Origin of the sequence: Henriciella sp. (genome assembly GCF_029937755.1) — a bacterium.
In the GTDB taxonomy this organism is placed as follows: Bacteria; Pseudomonadota; Alphaproteobacteria; order Caulobacterales; family Hyphomonadaceae; genus Henriciella.
In genome coordinates, this window is the sequence record NZ_JAPYPG010000006.1 from 17,780 (window position 1) to 39,598 (window position 21,819).

At 61.5% G+C, this 21,819-nt stretch carries 19 protein-coding genes and 1 tRNA gene; 6 read left to right on the forward strand and 14 right to left on the reverse strand.

The genetic code is table 11. The features are described from left to right. Positions 1–26: 26 nt before the first annotated feature. Positions 27–833 (reverse strand): DUF1206 domain-containing protein, encoded by an 807-nt coding sequence (locus Q1K29_RS13145; protein ID WP_300395530.1) that lies wholly within the window; start codon positions 831–833, stop codon positions 27–29. 116 nt (positions 834–949) lie between these two features. Between Q1K29_RS13145 and Q1K29_RS13150 the strand changes: the two genes are divergently transcribed. After that, positions 950–1,843, forward strand: a complete 894-nt coding sequence (locus Q1K29_RS13150) for an S-methyl-5'-thioadenosine phosphorylase (protein ID WP_300395531.1) — start codon at positions 950–952, stop codon at positions 1,841–1,843. On the opposite strand, the gene Q1K29_RS13155 is transcribed toward Q1K29_RS13150, so the two are convergent. Beyond that, entirely contained in the window at positions 1,844–3,094 is a 1,251-nt protein-coding gene (locus tag Q1K29_RS13155) for a hypothetical protein (RefSeq protein WP_300395533.1), read from the reverse strand. 115 nt (positions 3,095–3,209) lie between these two features. On the opposite strand from Q1K29_RS13155, the gene Q1K29_RS13160 reads away from it, so the two are divergent. From Q1K29_RS13160 to Q1K29_RS13175, 4 genes are all read left to right on the forward strand, one after another. After that, complete coding sequence (locus Q1K29_RS13160; protein ID WP_300395535.1) at positions 3,210–4,277, forward strand: hypothetical protein; 1,068 nt, start codon at positions 3,210–3,212, stop codon at positions 4,275–4,277. Next, positions 4,274–4,804, forward strand: a complete 531-nt coding sequence (locus Q1K29_RS13165) for an adenine phosphoribosyltransferase (protein ID WP_300395537.1) — start codon at positions 4,274–4,276, stop codon at positions 4,802–4,804. The genes Q1K29_RS13160 and Q1K29_RS13165 overlap by 4 nt, the downstream gene beginning before the upstream one ends. A gap of 21 nt (positions 4,805–4,825) precedes the next feature. After that, positions 4,826–6,859: a hypothetical protein gene (locus Q1K29_RS13170; RefSeq protein ID WP_300395539.1), complete on the forward strand. Its 2,034-nt coding sequence runs from the start codon at positions 4,826–4,828 to the stop codon at positions 6,857–6,859. 94 nt (positions 6,860–6,953) lie between these two features. Further along, positions 6,954–7,544 (forward strand): ATP-dependent Clp protease proteolytic subunit, encoded by a 591-nt coding sequence (locus tag Q1K29_RS13175; protein WP_366524217.1) that lies wholly within the window; start codon positions 6,954–6,956, stop codon positions 7,542–7,544. Positions 7,545–7,553: 9 nt separating this feature from the next. Here the strand turns inward: Q1K29_RS13175 and Q1K29_RS13180 are convergent, their stop codons facing one another. From Q1K29_RS13180 to Q1K29_RS13190, 3 genes are all read right to left on the reverse strand, one after another. After that, a complete protein-coding gene (locus Q1K29_RS13180; protein WP_300395543.1) occupies positions 7,554–8,375 on the reverse strand; it encodes an alpha/beta fold hydrolase in 822 nt (273 codons plus the stop codon). A gap of 570 nt (positions 8,376–8,945) precedes the next feature. Continuing rightward, positions 8,946–9,022 (reverse strand) — tRNA-Met (locus tag Q1K29_RS13185). A gap of 91 nt (positions 9,023–9,113) precedes the next feature. Beyond that, positions 9,114–10,226 (reverse strand): NAD(P)/FAD-dependent oxidoreductase, encoded by a 1,113-nt coding sequence (locus tag Q1K29_RS13190; protein WP_300395545.1) that lies wholly within the window; start codon positions 10,224–10,226, stop codon positions 9,114–9,116. 65 nt (positions 10,227–10,291) lie between these two features. Between Q1K29_RS13190 and Q1K29_RS13195 the strand changes: the two genes are divergently transcribed. After that, positions 10,292–11,044, forward strand: coding sequence for a hypothetical protein (locus tag Q1K29_RS13195; RefSeq protein ID WP_300395547.1), 753 nt, complete (start codon positions 10,292–10,294; stop codon positions 11,042–11,044). A gap of 3 nt (positions 11,045–11,047) precedes the next feature. On the opposite strand, the gene Q1K29_RS13200 is transcribed toward Q1K29_RS13195, so the two are convergent. From Q1K29_RS13200 to Q1K29_RS13240, 9 genes are all read right to left on the reverse strand, one after another. Further along, positions 11,048–12,034: a hypothetical protein gene (locus Q1K29_RS13200; protein ID WP_300395549.1), complete on the reverse strand. Its 987-nt coding sequence runs from the start codon at positions 12,032–12,034 to the stop codon at positions 11,048–11,050. Between the two features lie 148 nt (positions 12,035–12,182). After that, positions 12,183–13,151: a thioredoxin-disulfide reductase gene (trxB, locus tag Q1K29_RS13205; RefSeq protein WP_300395550.1), complete on the reverse strand. Its 969-nt coding sequence runs from the start codon at positions 13,149–13,151 to the stop codon at positions 12,183–12,185. Positions 13,152–13,260: 109 nt separating this feature from the next. Continuing rightward, positions 13,261–14,178 (reverse strand): cation diffusion facilitator family transporter, encoded by a 918-nt coding sequence (locus Q1K29_RS13210; RefSeq protein WP_300395551.1) that lies wholly within the window; start codon positions 14,176–14,178, stop codon positions 13,261–13,263. 78 nt (positions 14,179–14,256) lie between these two features. Continuing rightward, a complete protein-coding gene (locus Q1K29_RS13215; RefSeq protein ID WP_300395552.1) occupies positions 14,257–15,357 on the reverse strand; it encodes a mitochondrial fission ELM1 family protein in 1,101 nt (366 codons plus the stop codon). A 185-nt stretch (positions 15,358–15,542) separates the two neighbouring features. Continuing rightward, a complete protein-coding gene (gene greA, locus Q1K29_RS13220; RefSeq protein WP_300395553.1) occupies positions 15,543–16,016 on the reverse strand; it encodes a transcription elongation factor GreA in 474 nt (157 codons plus the stop codon). Between the two features lie 69 nt (positions 16,017–16,085). Further along, positions 16,086–19,364, reverse strand: coding sequence for a carbamoyl-phosphate synthase large subunit (gene carB / locus Q1K29_RS13225; RefSeq protein WP_300395554.1), 3,279 nt, complete (start codon positions 19,362–19,364; stop codon positions 16,086–16,088). Positions 19,365–19,494: 130 nt separating this feature from the next. Then, a complete protein-coding gene (locus Q1K29_RS13230; protein WP_300395555.1) occupies positions 19,495–19,824 on the reverse strand; it encodes a hypothetical protein in 330 nt (109 codons plus the stop codon). A 202-nt stretch (positions 19,825–20,026) separates the two neighbouring features. Beyond that, positions 20,027–20,365, reverse strand: a complete 339-nt coding sequence (locus Q1K29_RS13235; RefSeq protein ID WP_300395556.1) for a YMGG-like glycine zipper-containing protein — start codon at positions 20,363–20,365, stop codon at positions 20,027–20,029. Positions 20,366–20,494: 129 nt separating this feature from the next. Beyond that, positions 20,495–21,766 carry a Tad domain-containing protein gene (locus Q1K29_RS13240; RefSeq protein ID WP_300395558.1) on the reverse strand — a complete coding sequence of 424 codons (1,272 nt, stop codon included), beginning with the start codon at positions 21,764–21,766 and terminating at the stop codon, positions 20,495–20,497. Between the last annotated feature and the right edge of the window lie 53 nt (positions 21,767–21,819).

Here is a 21,819-nt window from a genome sequence, read left to right on the forward strand (position 1 = left end):
CGACAGAACCGAATTCCCGGGCGGCCTCAGCTGTCCGGGAATTTGTATCTGAGGGACTGGACGGCGGAATAAATGCCGTAAATCCCGATGGCCGCTGCCGAGGCGAGGAACAGCCAGAAACCGAAAGGCTGGCCACGCACCCAGCCAAGCGTTGCGGCGAGCCCCTTCACGTCGCTCTGGTCAGCCGATACGCCGCCAAGGAGCAGGAAAAGCCCGACCAGAATGAACAGCACACCACGCCCGGCAATGCCGAAAGCGATCAGACCGGTCAGCCGTCCGGCCCAGCCGGTGAGGTCGATATTGTGCTTCCATTGACCGGACTTTGCCCGCCACATCTGCGCACAGCCAATCCCGGCAAGGACCAGCCCACCCAGGGCCACGAGCCAGCGGCCATAAGGTTGCTCCATCAGCCATCGGGCGGTCTCTTCGGTCTTGCCACCACTGCTGCCACTCTCGTCATTCGCGCCGCGTGTGACGGCGAAGGCGGCAATGCCGACAAGCAGATAACTGATACCGGACGACATCATGCCAAGCCGCGCTAAAACGCCCTTGGCGTCATGACCCTGGTTTTCCGCATCCAGGATTGCCTGCTGGAAGCGCCACAGCGCATAGAGAAACAGCCCGATTGCCAGGGCGATGAGCAGGATACGTCCACCCTGCTGGTGCTCAATGGTGCGAAAGGCATCCCCGGGGCTGGCGCCGTCATCCGGTCTCGATGAGAAGGCGCCGTCGGCTAGCAGCCACGCGACGGCGAAGTAGACGAAAGCTCTCGCGCCAAGTCCAATCCGGGCGATTGCTTCGGTGGCCGGCGCGGAAATCGAGTTGTTGTCCATACAGAAGAGACGCCGGAGCTATGGTCCCGGTTCCTGTGCCACCATCACGTTGACTTGATTTCCCCTCTCCAGCCTGCTTCTGCGACGGGAGAGAAAACAATGGAGTGTGACCAGGCATGAGCAAATGGACGATCGGCGTTATCGGAGGCTCCGGCCTGTATGAAATCGAAGGCCTGGAGGACGCCGAGGACCTGGCGATCGAGACGCCATGGGGGGCACCCTCGGATGTGCTTGTGCGCGGGCGGGTCGGAGACGTGACGCTGGTTTTCCTGCCGCGCCACGGCAAAGGCCACCGGCTGACACCGACCTCAGTGCCCTACCGCGCCAATATCGATGCACTGAAACGGGCCGGCTGCACGGACATCCTTTCCATTTCTGCCTGCGGCTCTCTCAAGCAGGCCTATGCGCCGGGTGAGTATGTCATGGTCGACCAGTTCATCGACCGGACCTTTGCGCGAGAGAAGAGCTTCTTCGGGCCGGGCATGGTTGCCCATGTGTCTATGGCGGACCCGATCTGCTCGAGGCTTTCGGGGCTTGCCGGCGACGCGGCCGAGCGGACGGGCGTCACGGTTCATCGCGGCGGGACCTATCTCTGCATGGAGGGGCCGCAATTCTCCTCGCGCGCGGAAAGCCATCTCTACCGCCAATGGGGTTGCGACGTGATCGGCATGACCAACATGCCCGAAGCCAAACTCGCCCGCGAGGCAGAACTTCCCTATGCGACCATGGCGATGGTCACCGATTACGACTGCTGGCATGATGAGATGGAGGCGGTTTCCGTGACCAATGTGCTCGCCGTCATGAAGCAGAATACGGAACGGGCGAAGCAGGCCATCCTCAATTTTGTGGCGTCACTCGATGGCGTGGAGCGCACGCCGTCTCCGCAGGCCATCGAGACCTGTCTCGACTATGCGATGATCACCGCCCCGGAGGCTCGTGACCCCGCCGTCCTGAGGAAGCTGGATGCGGTTGCCGGGCGCGTCCTCGGACCGGCAAGCTATTCCATTTGATCAGAAATCGCTGAGATCCGGCACCCGGCCAAAAGCAATCTTGGCGCCTGCATAGCCACCCGGCGGCTGGCGGTTGAGGCCGAAGCCGATCACCGACTGCTGGTGGCGGGCATTGAGCGTATCGACAAGGTCACTCAGCTGATCGCGCCGGTCGCGTGTCTCGGTCAGGCCGGGCTGGGCGAACAGGTCGCCCATATGCTCATGCGTGCTGACCAGGTCATGCATGAAGACTGACAGGCGGGAAAAATCCTGCCCTCCGTGACCTTTCATGATCGCCTCCTGCTGGAAACGGCTCAGCGCCTTCAGGAAAGTCTGGTCGTCGCGGGCGGGGAAGAAACTGGTTTGCCAGTCCAGGGAGCGGCCCTCACGCATTTTCAGCGACAGGCTGAAGCGGCGGGCAAGGAAGCCCTCACGACGCATCCGCCGGCTCGCCTTGACGGTCAGCAGGCGAGCGATCTCGAACGCCCTGTCGAGGTTTCGCCATCCGCTGGTAAGGACGCGTCCGTGGCCGAACATGCGCCGGCTGGTCTCCGGCCGGGAGACGGCATAGCCACGCAGTTGCGCCCAGAAGCGTTCGCCCTCGACACCGCCCCAGATGGCCCGGGCATGTTTCGGCGATAGATTCCAGAGCGCCTCCATCGTGAATATTCCGCCGTCATGAAGCCGCGCCAGCATACCTTTCGCGATGCCGGGAAGGTCGTCGAGCGGCAGGTCGAACAGCGGGCCGGGCAGGGCATCGGGCGGGAGGATTGTGAGGCCGTCCGGCTTGTTCATTTCAGCGGCCACCTTGGCGAGAAACTGGTTCGGCCCGAGCCCGATGGACGGCGTTACCCAGGGGCCGATCTCCTCGCGCAGCCCTTCGCGGATCTGTTCGGCAAGCCTGGCTGCGCCTGCGCGCTCACGGGGGCAGAGCCGGCACTCCATCTCGTCGACTGACCAGACCTTCGCGACGGGCACGAAACGGTCGATGACGCGCAGGATCTCGTGATGCATCCGGACATAGACATCATGGCGGGCCACGGGCAGGGCGATATCAGGACACAGGCGTTTTGCCTCGGTCGCGCGGGTGCCGCGCTGGATGCCATAGGTCTTGGCATCGTAGCAGCGCGCGATGAGGCTCGTATGCGGTGAGTCGAGCGGGACGACGCCGACGGGACGGCCGCGCAGTTCCGGGCGAAGCTGTTTTTCAACGCTGGCAAAGTAACAGTCGAAATCGATGTACAGGCATTCGATGGTATCCGGCTTGCGCATGATCTGCCTCCGACTGGAACAAAACACGAACAATTGGATCAGGTCAAGCGCCACAAATCCTTTTGTCGACGCCTCAGACGCCTTTTGCTAAGCTCCCTGAAAGTGGGTGAGGACAATGACCGGGACATATTTTGAAACCTTTCTCGTTGGCGGCCTCGGCTTGCTTGTGGCGGCGGCTCTGGCGATCGCCTGGCTGCTGTGGCGCCAGGAGGATATACGCCGTGACGCCATCAAGCTTTCGCTGGAGGGCATAGGGGCCGAATTCCGGCTGAACATGTTCCAGACGGTGCGGGAGCTGGCCGATGTCGAGAGCGGGCGTCTCGGGCTGACCGGTGACCTGCCGGTGCTCGACCACCCGCAACTCGATGGCGTGCTGGCCGAGACCATGGCCGCTGACAAGCGGGCGCTGGCCGCCCTCCAGGCAACCTACCAGTCGATTGAGGCCTCCAAGCGCCGCCTGCGCTATGCGCTGGACCGGGGAGAACCGATCGGGACGCCGCTGGAGGATGCCAAGGCCGCGGCGATTGACGGCATCTGCACGCTCTATCTCTGGGAAAAGCAGGATGGGCGTCCGCCCGAAAAGGCTCATGCTACCCGCAGCTGGTGGGTGCGCGACTGGATGAAGGCGCATGGCTTCCATCAGGATCTGCTGCCCGGGCTCGCCCTGCGGGATGCGGTGGTGGAGAATCTGCGCTGCGCCGGCATGAGGCTGACACCGCATCCGCTTACGCTGACGGCGCACGAATACTATTCCCGCCACTATGACCGGAAGGCCGACCCGCGCGGCGTGTTCGGCAAACGCCGTCATGCTGGTGGCACGGAGGAGGATGCTGAAAAGGCAGCCATCGTCGAGGAAGAGGCCACCGCTGAACCTGTCACTCCCGAAACACCGCTTGAGACTATAGCGGAGGAAAAGGCCGACGCGGGCCCGGATGAAGAGCAGGTTCCCGCCTCAGTAGAAACCCCCGGCTCCGGCACGCCTGACCCCGCTCAGACGGCCCCGTCGAATGAGACCGAACCGGTCACAGCTGCACAAGATGCGCCCGCGGAAGCCGTGGCGGCTGAAGATCAGGCCAGTTCGACCTATATACCGTTCGGTAAGTCTGCCAGTACTGGTCAGGCTTCGGCGCCGACCGGTGAGGGCTCCCCGGAAGACGCCACTGAAAGAGGTAGTGGCAGTTGAACAACTACAAGACGAAAATTCGCACGGTCCCCGACTATCCAGCCCAGGGGATCATGTTCCGGGATGTGACGACGCTGATGAGTGATCCGGGCGCCTTTTCCAATGCTATCGGGGATCTTTGCCGACCGTTCGAGAACATGAACATCTCCAAGGTCGCCGGCATCGATGCGCGCGGCTTTATCCTGGGTGGGGCCATGGCACTGAAGCTCGGTGCGGGCTTCCTGCCCCTGCGAAAGCCCGGCAAGCTGCCCTACAAGACGTGGAGCGAGCCCTATGAGCTCGAATATGGTAGCGATGCCCTGCACATGCATACCGATGGCGTCTCGGAAGGCGAGAATGTCTTGCTCGTTGATGATCTGATCGCCACCGGCGGTACGGCGGAGGCAGGGGTGAAGCTCCTGCGCCGCGGCAAGGCGGATATCGTTGCAGCCGCTTTTCTAGTAGATTTACCCGAAATTGGTGGCTCGCGGAGACTCCGCGAGCTTGGCATTGATGTGATGAGCCTTGTGACATTTACTGGGCACTGAACCAGCAGAAGGATCTGCCCCATGAAGTCCCTTACCTCCCTGAGCGCACTGTTGCTGGCCGGATCGCTGGTGGCATGTGGCGACCGTAACGAAGAGCCAGCGCCGGAACCTGAAAAGGCGCCGGCCAGCGAGCGCGCTGCTGATGCCAATGCCGACTGGCAGGCCTCGATCGCCACGCTGCAGGGGCTGGCGGAGGAAGCTTTCAGTCTCGAGGATGCGCTGGAAGCCGACCTGGGGCCGATCAACGAGGCCCTGCCGGACCTGGTCTCTGTCAGCTGGGACGAGCAGAGCTTCGATGAGAGGACGGGCGCGACAGTTTTCTCCGGCCTGACGGTCACCATCAATTCTGATCCGGAATTCGGCATGGAAGCCGGCGAGGCAGAAGTGTGGGGTCTGAATTCGGACCTGATCGCGGCCCGCCTGCGCGGGGAACGCCTCGATGAGACGGGGCTGGCCTTCAACCGGCTGGAAGTACGCGACGTCTCCTATTTCGGGGTCGGGGGCGCGCTGAACACGCTGTTCGATGCGATGGAAGAGCAGATTGAGGAAGACGCTGGCGAAGACGTCAGCTTCGGTGTCGAGACGTTCGATTCCACGACAGCTGAAATGGTCTTCAGCAATGTCTCGCTCAGGCCGTTTGAACTGGTGCCGGTGTCCGACACCTTCTTTACGGACCTCACGCCGGATGAAGATCCGGAAGAGATGACGGAGGAAGAACGCGAACAGATGGCCCTGGCCACAGACCTTGTTCGCCTGGCGCAGAAGGTTGTTGCCATTTCCCGCTCCTTTTCCATCGAGGATCTCGCCGCTTATGACACGGTCGCAGTCTTCGCCATGGACCAGCAGGGCATGAAGCAGAATGTCGAGGTCTCATGGGACTTCTACGGCTATGAGGATATGGACGGCTTCGATCTTGGCCGCGCTGTCATCGTCAACACCGTCCAGTCCCAGTCGATGGACATGACCGATCCGTCGGACGAAATGGAGGAGGCCGGCTTTGAAGGGTTCTCCTTGAAACAGGTCGAGAAGACGGCGTTCATTTCCTATCAGGACATCAAGCTCGACAAGCTCGCCGGCTATCTTGTCCGCTCGGAATTCCCGACCATGGACGAGCGCGACCTGATGAGCCTCGGGACGTGGGAAGCGCGCGACTATTCGCTGACCTTCAATGACGGGGACGTCTTCGAGGCTGACCGTGTGGCCATCGATGCTGACTCCTTTGCCTGGTTCATCCCCGAGGATTTCGGCCTCGATATCAGCGGCGCGAAGATTGACGTTCAGGATGTCGGTGAAGTTGCGCTGGCCTTCATCCCCGAAGAAGCGATCGAGGAAATCGCCGAGGACCCTGCCGAAGACAGCGGGACCGAAGCGCCTGAGGCAGACGATATGGAAACGCCCGAGGAAGAGGCTGCTGACTTCAAGGCCAACCTCCAGGCGGCGGTCGACAAGCTCGATGAGCACGGCCTTGAGGCCATTCCTTTCGATATCTCGACACGCTGGCAATGGGGCGCCGATAGCGGCGAGACGGGCCTGACGCTGGACACCAGCTCCGAAGGCTTCGGCGAGGGCGCGATGTCCATCGACGTCACCCTGCCGGACTATGCCGCCCTGCAGGCCGCCTTCAATGCCGAAGACCGGGAAGCCGCGTTCGAAGACGCGTTCAAGGAAGCGTTTGCCTTTGGCGGTGCGCGTTTCTACGAGGCCGATGATGGCGGTTATGACAAGCTGTTTGGCTATGTCAGTGAGGTGGCCAAGCTCTATCCAGACCAGGGTTGGGGCGCGACGCTGGGCGGCATGGAGCCCCAGCAGATGCGGAGCCTCATCGCGACCATGGTCCGCTCTGGCAAGCAGGCCGCTGCCCAGCAATTCCCGCCTGCCGCGGACTGGCTGGAATCGGTGGCTCTCTATTACGAGACCTCCGGTGGAAGCCTTGAGATCAAGGCCGAACCGCCCACGCCCCTCACGCCGGACGACTTCGAACAGCTCGGTCCCGACACCGCACCCGAACAAATTGTGGAGGATTTGGGACTGTCGGTGACGCAGACCGCCGAATAGGGCAGCAAACCGCTTGACCATAAGGCTACGGCGTCTCACCTATGGCGTCAGACTTTTCCATGGAGTGACGATGCCTCAGCTCGAATACCAGACGATGCCCAAGCTTGACGACGAACATGAAGACAAGCCGATGAACGAGCCGAATGCCTTCCTTGAGGAGGCTCTGTTCAAGGCCCGCACCATCCTCCTGACCGGTGGCATTGATGACAAGCAGGCGCGCCGCGTCTGTGAGCGTCTGCTGGCCCTTGGGTCCGACAGCGACAAGCCGATCCTGCTGGTGATTTCCTCGCCGGGTGGCCATGTCGAATCCGGCGACATGATCCATGACATGATCAAGTTCGTGGATGCGCCCGTGAAGGTGCTGGGCTCCGGCTGGGTCGCCTCTGCCGGCGCGCTGATCTATGCTGCGGCGAAGAAGGAAAACCGCTACGCGCTGCCGAATACCCGCTTCCTGCTTCATGAACCGCGGGGCGGCTTTGGTGGCCAGGCCTCCGACATCGACATTCAGGTCCGCGAAATCGTGCGCATGCGCGAGCGCCTGAACAAGATCTTCGCGAATGCAACCGGGCAGACGCTGGAAAAGATCAAGTCCGATACCGACCGCGATCACTGGATGAGTGCCGAAGAGGCCGTGGAATACGGGCTGGTTGGCAAGATCGTCACGAGCAAGAAAGAGATCAGCTAATCGATCTCCCTAGCCGGCGGCGTCGTCCGCCGGCGTCTTGTCGAAAAACCGCATCACATGGCTCGCCGTGCGCTCAGGCTCGGTGAAGGGGAAGAGGTGTCCGGCATCCGGCAGGATGCGGTGCTCCGCATTCGGTATGAAGGCCGAGAGCTGAAGCGCATTGGCGGGCGGAATGATCCGGTCGCGCGCGCCGGCCAGCACCAGGGCAGGCGTTCTTATCAGCGGCAGGAAGGCAAGGCTCGACCAGCCGACAAAGGACGCGAATTGCGCGGCCATGGATGAGGGGCTCGGATGGATCAGGCCGCTCAGATGCGGCCCGCTTATATCGGACATCAAATCGCTCAGAACCGCTGCAAACGGATTGATCGTGCGCAGCAGGCCGTCATCGGTCCAGTCATGCGGCATCATGGAGAAGCCGCTACACGTACCCGCGAGCACGAGCCGCGCCACACGGTCGCGATACTGAAGCGTGATCTGCTGGGCAAGCGCGCCGCCGAGCGACAGGCCGATCAGGTCGAAACGGGACGCGCCAAGCTGGCGGGCTGAATCGATTACCAGCCGGGCAAGCAGGGGTGGCGGCAGGGGGAGGTCGGTCATTGGCGTCAGGCCGGAACCAGGCATTTCCAGCGCGATGAAGCGCCTGCCGGGAAATCGCTTCGCCAGCGGTGCCGCAATTTCGAGACTGGTGCCGACACCGTTCAGAAACAGGACAGGAAGGCCCGGACGCTCTTCATGCCAGACCTTGGCCCGCAAGCTTACGCCGCCGGATCGGCACCAATAGTCCGGCGGCAAGTCTCCGCGCGCGGTGGTCTGGGTTTCAGCGAGTGTCAAACTGTGTCGTCATCCTGATGTGATTCGCGTCGCCTGACGCGGTCGTGAACCTATCCGGGGCGGGGCCGCGGTATCCAGCACACACTGCAGTTGCAACAACAGGGCCAAAGAAAAAGGGAGACCAGACAGGTCTCCCTTAAACACTCTACTCGGATACTCTACTAGTGTCGGAAAAGGTAAGGGTTTTCGCTGATCTTGCCAACCCATTCCTTGTAAATGACTGTGTAATTCCTGACCGTCGGCGCAAGCGGCTTGTATATCTGGCGGCAATTTTAGCGATCACTGGGCGCTTGTTTCTTTCTTCCTGACGGAGAGAAGGAAGACCGAAATCCATCCCACCCCTGAAATCCTGTGGTCCAATTTCAGCATGACCCGCGCTTGGATCATCGTGACGGGTGTATGAGGGCGATGCGCCGGACCCTGCCGACTGGACGCTCTACACCCCACGCCAACCCTGGAGGGCTCTCGATCACGACGTGATCGCAGTGGCCCTCGAGGCATTCCGGCAGGTGGGCTGGAAATGGGCTGAAACTGGACTGATTTCTGGCCCGCAGGGCCACCCGGAATGAATGGTGGTTGGAGGGAGACTTGAACTCCCGACCTCATGATTATGAGTCATGCGCTCTAACCAGCTGAGCTACCCAACCCTAACCATTCAATTGCCGCAGGGGCCTGCCGGCACCGGCATGCGGTCCCGAAGCGGGCTGAATACACATTGCGTGAGGGCTTCGCAACCGCCTAATCCAGCAGGCTTGCCACATGGTCTGCAATCGCCAGCGAAGAGGTAAGCCCGGGGCTTTCCATGCCGAGCAGATTGATGAGCCTCGTATCCACGGTATCGATCATGAAGTCTCCCGAAGGCTCGCCCTCTGCAACGATCTTGGGACGCACGCCGGCATAGTCGGGCGCCAGCGCCCCATCCGGCAGGCCGGGCCAGTAGCGCCGGGCGGAGGCGTAGAAGTGTACGGCCCTCTCAGGATCGACACGATAGTCAAAGGGCGGGGTCGAGCCCTCCGGCAGCCACTCGGCATCCGGTCCGAGGCGGCCGCGTCCCGACAGGTCGACCGTGAGGTGGAGGCCGAGGCTGGCGCGATCCGGCATCGGGTAGATGAGGCGCGTGAACGGCGTTTTGCCCAGCACGCTGAAATAGCTGCCCTTCACGAAGTGGGGCGTTGGCAGGTGATCGATGTGCGGGCCGTCAATTCGGCGCGCAATCGCGGTGGCATTGTGACCGGCGGCATTGATGACCGAGCGCGCCTTGATACGGGCCGGGCTTTCGCCGCCGGTAACCAGCTCGACGCCGTCCCCGGTCAGCGTCCCGCTCTCGACCGGCGTTCCGAAGGCGATCATGCCGCCATGGTCCTCAAGCTCGCCCTGAAGGGCCAGGAAATAGCCATGGCTGTCGAAGATGCCCGAGACGGGCGATCGAATGGCTTTGGTGATATCCTGGCTCAGCGCGGGTTCGAGGGCGCGGGCCTCCTCGCCCGAAATGAGCTCCAGCTCCTCGACGCCATTGTTGCGGGCCCGTTCGAGGATCCCGCCAAGCGCCTCTTCCTCTTCCGCTTGGGCCACAACGAGCTTGCCGCAATTTTTGTAGGCGACGCCATGGTCCTTCAGATAGCGGTAAAGCGCCCGGCGCCCGGCGACGCAGAATTTCGCCTTCCATGAGCCGGTGGCATAATAGAGCCCGGCATGAATGACCTCGGAATTGCGTGAGGATGTGTGAACCGCGATGCCGTCTTCCGCTTCGAGGATGATGACATCCCGTCCGCGCATGGCCGCAGCCCGGCCAACCGCCAGGCCGACTACACCGGCACCGATAATGACAAGGTCTGCTTCGAGCGTTTCCATATATCGCGATCTAGAGAAAAAACCGCGATTGGGCGAGGCGGCATTTCGCGCTATTATCAACCATCATGAAATGGGTGGGTGCCATTTTTATTGCCCTGCTCCTGTCCTGCCAGACGGCGTCTGCAGACAGGGTAGAGCAGGCTTTTGCTTCGGGGCGCTTCCTTGAGGCGGCAGAGCTGGCGCGCGCTGAAGGCGGCGCAGACAATTATGCGCGGGCTGCCCGGGCGCTTCTTGCTGATGCCGTTGCCAGCGGCCGGCCGACCGTTGAACGGCTCGACGAAGCGGAAGCCATGGCGCGGCAGGCGGTCGCCCTTGATCCGAAACACCCCGAAGGGCGCCTTCAGCTAGCCATCGCCCTGTCTCTCAAATCGCGTGAAATGAGCACACGCGAAGCGCTGGATTCCGGTTATGGCGGCATGTCTCGCGACCTTGCCGAGGCGGTGATTGAGGATGATCCGGACAATGTCTACGCGCATGGCTTCATGGCGGTGTGGAATATCGAGGTGGTGCGCCGCGGTGGAGCGATCGGCTCGGCCTTCATGGGCGCGAGTATGCGCAAGGCGCGAAACCATTACGTGCAAGCGATCGAGACAGGGCAAGCAGACCCCTCCCTGCATTGGCAGTATGCCCGCGCGCTTGCAGCCCTGAATGCCCGAAAATACGAAAGTGATATCGAGATGTGCCTTGAGCGGGCGATGACCACACAAGCCGAAACCGCCCTTGCTGAACTGATGCAGGCGCGTGCCCGCTCCTTCCAGCTCTATGTCAGAACGCATTCGCGCAAGGATATCGAGCGGGCTGCTGAAGTCCTGCTCTAGAGACTAGGGCTGTGGCCAGGCAGCGCTCTCACCGATGAGCGGGATAATGCGGCTCGCGCATAGCGATGCTGCCGGAGCACTGTTAGGGCGCTTCTCCAGCGCTTCGGTGTGGACGAGCAGGGCCGTGCGGACTTCATCAGCGCCGAGGCCACCATTGCGCCTGGGATCGTTCAAGACAGCCTCGCTGGCGTTCAGGGCCTGGGTCATCGAAGCGACACGCTGGTCCGACTCGGCCAGTTCGGTGTGTCGGCTGCCCGTAGTGACGCTAGCGCCAAATCCATCGAGTTTCATAAGGTCTTCCATGGCAAGCTTCTGTCGCTCGATTTCCGGGCGCAAGACGGCCACGCAACTGGCCGAGGCGTCGCCGATCCGGTTCAGGCGTGTATCAGCGAGGATCGGAAAGCTTGAGCCATCCTTCATGGCAAGCGGAGCAGGGACGTTCGCCGTGCCAAGCAGGGCACTTGCAGGGGAGATTGTTTCCTGTGCGACTGAACGGTTCGGTGCTGCATCCTTATTGTCAGCGATCGTTTCCCTGTCGTTGGCCCATGCCGTGCCGCCGGCAGCGATGACGATGTCACGCGAAAGGCGTCTCAACGCGGCGGGCGCCGATTGGGTGTCACCGGCGCGGGCCGCCATGACGTACCATTTGGCTGCCGTCTCCGGATCCGCTGGAATGCCTTCAAGGCCGAATTCGAAAACCCGTCCGAGATGGATGGTTGATGAGCGTTCGCCGAGGCCGGCTGCCTGCTCGAGCAGGGCCACGCCGAGCGGTTGGTCCTGTTCGAGGCCGTAGCCATAAAGATAGGCCTGTCCGAGGAGCGCGATCGCCTGGGGTGCGCCGTCTTCGGCGTAACGCGCAATCACATCGACATGGCTGTAATCTTCGGCGCGATAGGCATCGATGGCCGCATCAAGCTCTTCCGACTGTGCGGAAGCGCTTAAAGGCAAGAGAAGGCTGGTGAAGAGAGCTGCCAGGACGAACCGCATCATGACAGGCACTTTATAGAGGCCGCAGGACGCGTCCAGCATTTCAGGGCAGGCATGGTGGTGCCGATTGCAGCCGCTCGTTTTACGCGCGTCTGTGCCTGTCGTTTGCGAGGGGGTGCATAAGCGGTGGTCGTGTACTGCGTAACGGCGATTACTCCGCAGCGACAGCTTCCTCGATAGCCGTCTGTTCTTCCAGCCAATGCTCGGCTTCCAGGGCAGCCATGCACCCCATGCCCGCGGCCGTCACAGCCTGACGATAGGTTTCGTCAGTGACATCGCCAGCCGCATAAACGCCTGGAATATTGGTCTTGGTCGTGCCCGGGTCAGTGATGATGTAGCCATTGGCCTTCATATCGACCTTGCCCTTGAAGAGTTCCGTCTGCGGAGCATGGCCAATCGCAATGAAGACGCCGTGGACATCACGGGTTTCTTCCTCGCCGGTCTTCACGTTCTTGAGCCGGGCACCGGTGACGCCGAGCGGGTTCTCGTCCCCAATCACTTCTTCAAGGACCGTGTCCCAGAGGATCTCGACCTTGGGGTGCTTGAACAGGCGGTCCTGCAGGATCTTCTCTGCGCGGAAGCTGTCGCGGCGGTGCACGACGGTGACCTTGGAGGCGAAGTTCGTGAGGAAGAGCGCTTCTTCGACGGCGGTGTTGCCGCCACCGACAACGATGACTTCCTTGCCGCGATAGAAAAAACCATCGCAGGTCGCGCAAGCGGAGACACCAAAGCCCTGGAACTTTTCCTCACTGGGCAGGCCAAGCCACTTTGCCTGAGCGCCCGTTGAAATCACCATCGCGTCTGCGGTGTAGACGGTGCCGCTTTCGCCGATTGCCTTGAATGGGCGGTTTTCCAGATCGACTTCTGCGATGTGATCCTCGGAGACTTTCGCGCCCATCTTCTCGGCGTGGTCGCGCATCTTCTCCATCAGTTCCGGACCCTGGATCTCGGCAAAGCCCGGATAATTCTCGACTTCGGTCGTGATGGTGAGCTGGCCGCCAGGCTGAAGGCCGGCAACCACACGGGTATCGCGCATGGCGCGGGCAGCGTAGATCGCAGCTGTCCAGCCGGCCGGGCCGGAGCCGATAATCAGGATTTCGGAATGGATCGTTTCGCTCATCGCCCACACTCCACTTGTCTGGTCAGTGTTGTCTTTATCGGCCTACAGGTATGGGGATTCTTGGCCGGTGAATAAACCCCCGGCGTGCTCAACCCGGCGTGAAGCAGCACTATTGCACAGGCTTGCGCACTTCCACCGTCGCATGGCTCACATTGAACTTCTCCGAAAGTCGCGCCTTTACAGCCTTGCGGAGCGTATCGAGGCACACGCCTTCCTTCGCTGTGACTTCCAGCGTTACCAGGGGCTTCTGCTCGGTCAGCGCCCAGGCGTGGATATGGCTGACCTTGATGGCATCGCTGAGATGGTCTTCCAGGTCCGCCTTGATGTCGGCTGGCTCCAGCCCCGATGGCACGCCCTCGATGAGGATGTGAGCCGACTGCATGGTGACGCGAATGCCGCCGACCACGATCAGCAGGGCCACGAGGATGGACAGCAGGGGATCGATGGGCATCCAGCCAGTGAAGATGATCACCAGCGCTGCGGCGATCGCAGCGACAGAGCCCAGCAGGTCGCCGGCGACATGCCAGAGCGCGCCCTGCAGGTTGAGATCTTCCTGGTCGCCGCCATGCAGGAGATAGAAAGCGATGATGTTCACGAGCAGGCCCACCACAGCAACGCCCATCAGGACGTTGCCCATGACGGGTTCCGGTGTGATCAGGCGCTGGACGGCCTCGAACAGGATCCATGCGGCCAGCAGAAGAAGTGCCATGCCGTTTACAAAAGCGGCGAGTATCTTGAACCGTGCCCAGCCAAAGCTGCGCTGGTCGTCGGCGGGTCGCTCAGCCAGCTTGAAGCCAAGCCAGGCAAGCGCAAGCGACCCGGCATCGGTCAGCATATGAGCGGCATCGGCAAGCAGGGCGAGTGACCCGGAAATGACGCCGCCGACCACTTCCGCAATCATGAAAGTGAAGGTCAGCAGTGCTGCCAGCGCTACGCGCTTCCGGGCGTCGGCGGAATCTGGAACGGCATGATGATGCGCGTGGTGATGCCCGCCGGACCCATGCTCATGAGAGTGCTCGTGTGCCATTGGCCTACAGATGTGGCGACTTGTTCGGGAAGTCAATAAAACACATAAAAAACAACAGTTTAGATATGTTATTCCGTTTCATTGCATCCAGTCTGGCATGACGACCTTGTCGCCGGTCCCGCCAAGCTGCGGCTGTGGATGGCGATCGAGAAGCTTTTTGACAATTTCATCCGCGACCCGGTCAGCTTCGCGCAGCGGCTCGTAGGACCAGCCTTCAAGAAATCCGTCGAACCAGCGGGCACATCCGCGATTGATCAGGCTTTCATGCAACCGGTCAAACTTCGCACTCGTCCCCTCCAGCCGGGCGATATGAATTGGCAGGCCGTGCCAGGCCGCATCCGACAGCATGTTGGCACTGTCCTCGGTCACGATGGCGGCATCGGAATAGAGGAGCCAGGCCAGGTAGGGGTTCGGGCCATCTTCCGGCCCTGCCCAGAAGCGCGCGCCGATCCGGTCGGAAAGCGCCCGCATCTTGGCGACCACGGGAATTGGCGTGCGCCGGGAGGCGGTGATCCTGAGACGCCAGCCGAGCCCCGACAGCCGGGCGAGGTCTTCGCCGAGCTTGTCGGCCACCGCTTCTGTGAATGTGTGCGCCTTGGAGTCGCCCCCTAGAATGACAATACAGGCCCGGCCGTTTTCGTCGGCGAGGTCGGCGAAGGCCTGTCCAGCGTCCTCGATATCGTCCGGCGCGAAAAAGGAGGGCGCACCGACGGTGCGAATGACGTTCGGGCCGTCGAGCTCGTCATGTTCGGGCACGACGATGAGGTCGAACGCATCGCGGTCGGTCTTTGGGTCAAGAATCTGGACTGTCAGCATCTTGCCCCCGGACATCTGACGGATGGCGGCCGTGTAGGGGGCGCTGCGCCGGCCTGCGGCGATCCAGACATCCGGCCAGGGCGGTGAGAACAGCGCTCGCTGCTCGGCGGGCAGGGCGAGTTTTTCGAGCGGCCAGCGGCCGCCCGGCAGCCATGTCCATGGCGCGCGAGGTGTCAGCGTGATCGGCTTGTCGCGATGGCCTTCGCCCTGGATATGCGCAATGCGCATCCAGCGCCCCGTGGTGCCCAGCGCCTGCACAATCGAGCGGACCTGGGCGGCATTTCCGGCACGTCCATCGGAGACCGCCCAGACGGACGGACCCACTTGCGGGGCAATCGGCGGTTTCGTTTGCGGCGCGGTCATGGCGGTCAGGATCGATCCCCGCGATTCGTGGTTAAGGCGAGTCTGCCAGTTTTTCGGCCAAGTTGCACGTCGCGCTGAAAGATGACGCACAGCTCTCAGGTTCCGGCCTCAATGCGACGAGGCCGGCTGTATCTTGCATCCTGTCCAGTCCCTTACAGGAATGGGGAGTCAGGATCGTGGTCTTGTTACTTGAATTCGACCGAGGAAATCTCGTAGACGCGCGCGCCCCCAGGTGCTGCCACTTCGGCTTCATCACCAACAGACTTGCCAATCAGCGCACGTGCGATCGGAGACGTGTTCGATACCTTGCCCTTGGCGATATCGGCTTCGTCTTCGCCTACGATGCGGTAAGTGGCTTCCTTCTCGGTGTCCGCGTCGATCAGCGTCACCGTCGCGCCGAAGACGATCTTCTCGCCCTTGAGCTTGGAGACGTCGATGACCTCAGCACGGGCCAGCTTGTCTTCCAGCTCGGCAACGCGGCCTTCAATGAAGCTCTGCTTTTCCTTCGCAGCGTGGTACTCGGCGTTCTCCGACAGGTCGCCATGTTCGCGTGCTTCGGCGATCGCCGCGATCACGGCGGGGCGTTCCACTGACTTCAAATGCTTCAGTTCTGCGTCGAGGGCAGCATGCCCTTCGGCGGTCATGGGTGTTCTTTGCATGTTCTGGATAACCGTCTTTGTAAACGTGTAGGTTCCGACCAAACGGGTTTTGCGTCAAGTAGGTTGCAATCAGGCTGTCTGCAAGGGCCGGACCGTCAGGTCTCGGTCTCGAAGCGCCCGGATCGCCTGCACAGAGGCGCGTGAGGCCGCAAGGGTCGTGAAGTAGGGAATCTTGCGGGTGAGGGCTGTTCGCCGGATCGAGGCGGAGTCCTTGAGCGACTGGACACCCTCGGTCGTGTTGAAGACGAGCTGGACGCCGCCATTGATCATGAGATCGACAATGTGCGGCTGGCCTTCGTTGACCTTGTTCACCGCTTTGACGGGCAGGCCCTTGCTTTCGAGGAAGGCGGCCGTGCCACTGGTGGCAATCAGCGAGAAGCCGAGATCGACAAGATCCTGCGCGGGAGCGATTACGTTCTCCTTGTCGCCGTCCTTCACAGACATGAAGACACAGCCTTCGGTCGGCAGGTGAACATCGACGGCGGCTTGCGACTTGAGGAAGGCTGCGCCGAAATCGTCGTCCCAGCCCATCACCTCGCCGGTCGAGCGCATTTCCGGGCCGAGCACGGGATCGACACCCGGGAAGCGGGCAAACGGGAAGATCGCTTCCTTGACGGCCACGCGGCGCGGCACCGCTTTCGAAAGGTCGAAGTCGGTAAGGCTGGCGCCCGCCATCACCTTGGCTGCAATCTTGGCGATCGGTGCGCCAACCGCCTTTGCCACGAACGGCACGGTGCGCGAGGCGCGCGGATTGGCTTCAAGGACGAAGATCTCGTCGCCCTTCACCGCAAACTGGATATTGATCAGACCGCGCACCTTGAGCTCGCGCGCCAGGGCGGCGGCAGAGTCAGACAGGCGCTTCTTGATCTCTTCAGACAGCGAGTAGGGCGGAAGTGCGCAAGCAGAGTCGCCCGAGTGCACGCCGGCTTCCTCGATATGCTCCATGATGCCGGCAACGTGGACATTGGTCTCGTCGCACAGGGCGTCGATATCGACCTCGATGGCGTCGGCAAGATAGCGATCGAGGAAGAGAGACTGGTCACCGGAGACCTTCATGGCCTCCTTGGCGAATGATTTTACGTCTGCATCGTCCCGGCAGATTTCCATGGCGCGGCCACCGAGCACGTAGCTGGGGCGGAGCATGATTGGGTAGCCTAGGTCCCTGGCTTTCTCCAGCGCCTCTTCTTCGGAGCGTGCGGTGGCTGAAGGCGCCTGCTGGATGTTCAACCGGTCAAGCATGGCCGCGAAGCGTTCGCGATCCTCGGCAAGGTCGATGCTGGTCGGGCTGGTGCCCAGGATCGGGATGCCGGCCTCATGCAGCGGGGTTGCGAGCTTCAGCGGTGTCTGACCACCAAACTGGACAATCACGCCCTGCAGTTCGCCGGCGCTCTGCTCCTTGGCGATAATCTCCGAGACGTGCTCCTCGGTCAGCGGTTCGAAGTACAGCCGGTCGGAGGTATCGTAATCGGTCGACACGGTTTCCGGATTGCAGTTCACCATGATCGACTCGACGCCGATCTCTTCCATGGCGAAAGCCGCATGACAGCAGCAGTAATCGAACTCGATCCCCTGGCCGATCCGGTTGGGACCGCCGCCAAGGATGATGGCTTTCTTCCGGTCAGACACACCGGCCTCGTCATCGGCCTGTGTCTGCCCATAAGGCGGGTGTTCGTAGGTCGAGTAGAGGTAAGGTGTCTTGGCGGCGAATTCGGCCGCGCAGGTGTCGATACGCTTGTAGACAGGGCGCACGCCAAGCTTGTGACGGCCGGTGCGCACAGCCTTCTCACTCTGGCCGGTCAGCTCACCGAGGCGCGCATCCGAGAAGCCCATGCCCTTGATCACGGTCATGTCGTGAGCGTTGTCCGGCAGGCCGTCGCGGCGCAGGCCCTCCTCGGTTTCGATAAGCGCCGCAATCTGGCGCAGGAACCAGCGGTCGATACCGGTGATCCGGTAGATGTCTTCGACGGTGAAGCCTTTGCGGAAGGCCTGGGCAACATGGCGCAGACGGTCTGGCGTGGGGCGGGCAAGCTCGGAGTGGAGCTGTTCTTCAGTCTCGGCTTCGGTTTCGTTGAGGCCGGTCAGGCCGGTCTCAAGCGAGCAGAGTGCCTTTTGCAGGCTTTCCTGGAAGTTCCGGCCGATGGCCATCGCCTCGCCGACCGACTTCATCGCCGTGGTCAGCAGCGGTTCGGCGCCCTTGTACTTCTCGAAGGCGAAGCGCGGGATCTTGGTGACAACGTAATCGATCGTCGGTTCGAAGGAGGCGGGCGTCACGCCCGTGATGTCATTGGTCAGCTCGTCCAGCGTGTAGCCGACAGCGAGCTTGGCAGCGATCTTGGCAATCGGGAAACCGGTGGCCTTGGAGGCGAGGGCTGACGAGCGCGAGACGCGGGGGTTCATCTCGATGACGACAAGGCGGCCCGAATCCGGATCGACCGCGAACTGAACGTTCGAGCCACCGGTTTCCACGCCGATCTCACGCAACACCGCGATCGATGCGTTGCGCATGATCTGGTATTCCTTGTCGGTGAGCGTCAGCGCCGGGGCCACGGTGATCGAGTCACCGGTATGCACGCCCATGGGATCGATGTTCTCGATGGCGCAGATGATGATCGCATTGTCCGCCTTGTCGCGGACGACCTCCATCTCGAATTCCTTCCAGCCGAGCAGGCTCTCATCGATAAGCACCTGGCCCACCGGGGATGCGGCGAGGCCAGAGCGAACGATTTCCTCGTATTCCTCGACATTGTAGGCAACGCCGCCGCCCGTCCCGCCGAGCGTATAGGCCGGGCGGATGATGGCGGGCAGGCCGACCTCTTCCAGCACGTCCATGGCCTGCTGCAGGCCACCAATCCGGTCATAGCCGATAATTTTGCCGGCATCGTTCTTGATCTCGGGCGCGGCAACGATAGCGGCCTTGGGATTTTCCAGGCCGATCCGGTCCATCGCCTCGCGGAAGAGGCGGCGGTCTTCTGCCATCTCGATCGCATCGGCGCGCGCACCGATCAGTTCGACGCCATATTTTTCGAGCGTGCCGTCGCGATAGAGATCGAGCGCACAGTTCAGCGCTGTCTGGCCGCCCATGGTCGGCAGGATCGCGTCCGGCTTTTCTGCAGCGATAATCTTTTCGACAAACCCCGGCGTGATCGGTTCGACATAGGTCGCATCCGCAAGGTCGGGATCGGTCATGATGGTAGCGGGATTGGAATTCACCAGGATGACCCGGTAGCCCTCGGATTTGAGGGCCTTTACTGCCTGGACACCGGAATAGTCGAACTCGCAGGCCTGCCCGATAATGATCGGGCCAGCACCGATAACGAGGATGGACTTCAAATCGGTGCGTTTTGGCATCGTCTTTCCTCGCTACTCGTGACCGTCAGTCAAACGCGTGCGCTATAGCGAGGAGTCGAGGGTGTGGGCAAGGCCGGTGTGGGGCAAAACTGCTGTCTGTGGCGTTTTGGTCCACAAATACAACCAACCGTCAGGGATAGAGTGAGACACCGTCCATCGTCTGTACCGCTTCGATCGCGGTGCATTTGGCGAAACCCACTTCAGGTCCGGCGCAGGTAATGCGTGCATCAATCATCAGATGGGCCTTGTCCGATCGGACGGCACAAGAAACGGCTGTTCCGCTCTGGCCGGCCTCCATATCCGTAACGTCTGAGACCAGGTCGGTCGGGAGAATCTCGGCGGCCTTGTCCAGGGCTGCTTCGCACGCCGTCATCGCGGTCTCATTCGGTGCCGGCTCTGCGGTACAGGCACAAAGCCAAAGGGCGACTGAAATTGTGACGATGGTGAGAAACCGGATCATGAGCGAGCCTTTCCAAGCATTGAAGCCGATCCGAACTGAAAGGTTCCTGAAATTCGACCCAAGAACTGGGGCCAAGCAGGCGGCGTGCCATTTGCCGAAAATTGTCTGTACAAACAAAATGCCCCCGCATCCGGGGACATGGATGCGGGGGCTTGTGCCTGCCTCGTGGAGGGGGGACTAGGCAGGAACTTGTCGCGCTGGCCTACCAGCGGTTCGGATCGTAGGGATACTCGTCATAGGCGTTGGCGTAGCCGTCGCCATCACTATCCTTTTCATCGGGCTGGTCCTTCACGCCGGGCGTGTCACAATCGGCTGCTTCCGTGCAGCCCTTGGCAGCACCAGCAGCGCCACCGACTGCAGCACCGATGGCCGCGCCCTTGCCAGCGTCGCCATCACCAGTGTTGTTACCAATCACAGCACCGGCCACGGCACCCGCAGCGGCGCCCGCGGCGGCGTTGCGTTCAGTGTAACCCGACTGGGTACATGCGGCCATGATCAGGCCCGTTGCTGCAATAGCGGTGGTTTTCATCAGGGTCTTCATGGGGATAGCTCCCTTTGCTTGTTTCGCGCCGGACCAACGTCGCGTCACATGAAGGGTTCCGGCCCCATATGGTGAACTCTGTGAAAGCTTTGGGGCGCGGCGATGGCTCCCGTGGGCCCGCAGGCCTGCCTATTCGACCAGCCTGGCCTCTCGCCGCGGCTTGATCACGAGGGGGAGATCCGTTTCGGTCATATCAAAATCGATGGCGAGCCGGCCCTGGTTGGAAACCTCAAGGGTATTACTGACGATCTGCAGATAGGGCGACTTGGTGCGTCCGCCGCCGCCTTGAGTGACCTCGATATCGTAGGAGGGCATGTAGATCACGCCTTCGACATCGATCTTGCCGCGAATGCGCATCTGGCGCTTCCAGTTTTTTGACAAATTGATCTGTGCGAAGGCAATTCCCGCCGTCTCGCCGTGTGCGGGCGCGGTGATCTTGAGCTCACTGCCGCTCTTGATGTCGATCTGCCCGGTGCGATCATCAAAAATGAAAGTAACGCCCTCAGCGGTGAGAGATCCGCGCGCATCAATTTTAAGTCCACCGCCGCGAAAGATGTAGACACCGGGTTCGAGCGTTACATTACGCGCCCTAATGGTTAGCCCGCCGCAGTAGAGGCCGGGCGTAAGCCGTGTCGAGCCAATGCGCACAATATTTGCACTGACAGAGTCGCACAGCCCGGACACAGGCAGGTCATAGCCCTCCAGCGGATCGGGAAGTGGCTGGCAATCAGATTCCGGTTCGGGCTCGACACCGGCACGAATATCCTGATCGACTTCGCCAACGGCGCAGAAGGCGCGCGCGGTTGCGCTGCCACCGGAAAAGCGCATCGCTTGAGAACTGTCTGAGTTGGTCCAGACGATGCAGTTCGTTGCGTCGAGCGTTCCCTGGTCCTTGATGCGCATCCCTGCGTTTCGCTCTTCCAGCGTCAGTATGCAGAGGGGGAAGCCCCAGGTTGCCTCGGCCACGGAACGCCGGCGCATCGGCGTGGTGGCACTCTTCCCGGCAAATTTCGAGAAGTAATTCACCGGTTTGAATTCAAGTTCGACCGACAGGCGCGTATGCTGCCCGTAGGCATCCTCAGTGACTGCCGCAACATCAAGGTCGCGCAGCTCATAATTGGAATTGTTCGTCGCCAGTATGGTCGCCTCGTGCCTGGCGGCTTCAAGGCGTTCATTGGACTTCGGCGAGGCGTGGTTCAGGAAGACTGTTGCCCCACCCAGGGCCGATGCATCGGCGGCAAGCTGCAGCTGATGCCCTGAGCGTGTGTCCATCCCGAGCGCAATGGTCGCGCCAACCATAGCCATGATGGACATCAGGCTGATGGCAAAAATCGGCATGGTGCTGCCGGCAGAGCGCGACAACAATTGCGGGAAGGTTTTTTTGACCTTGCGAAAGCTCATGCCATATCTAACATTGATAGGGGTTAACAATGCTTAATACTTACTGCTTTAAT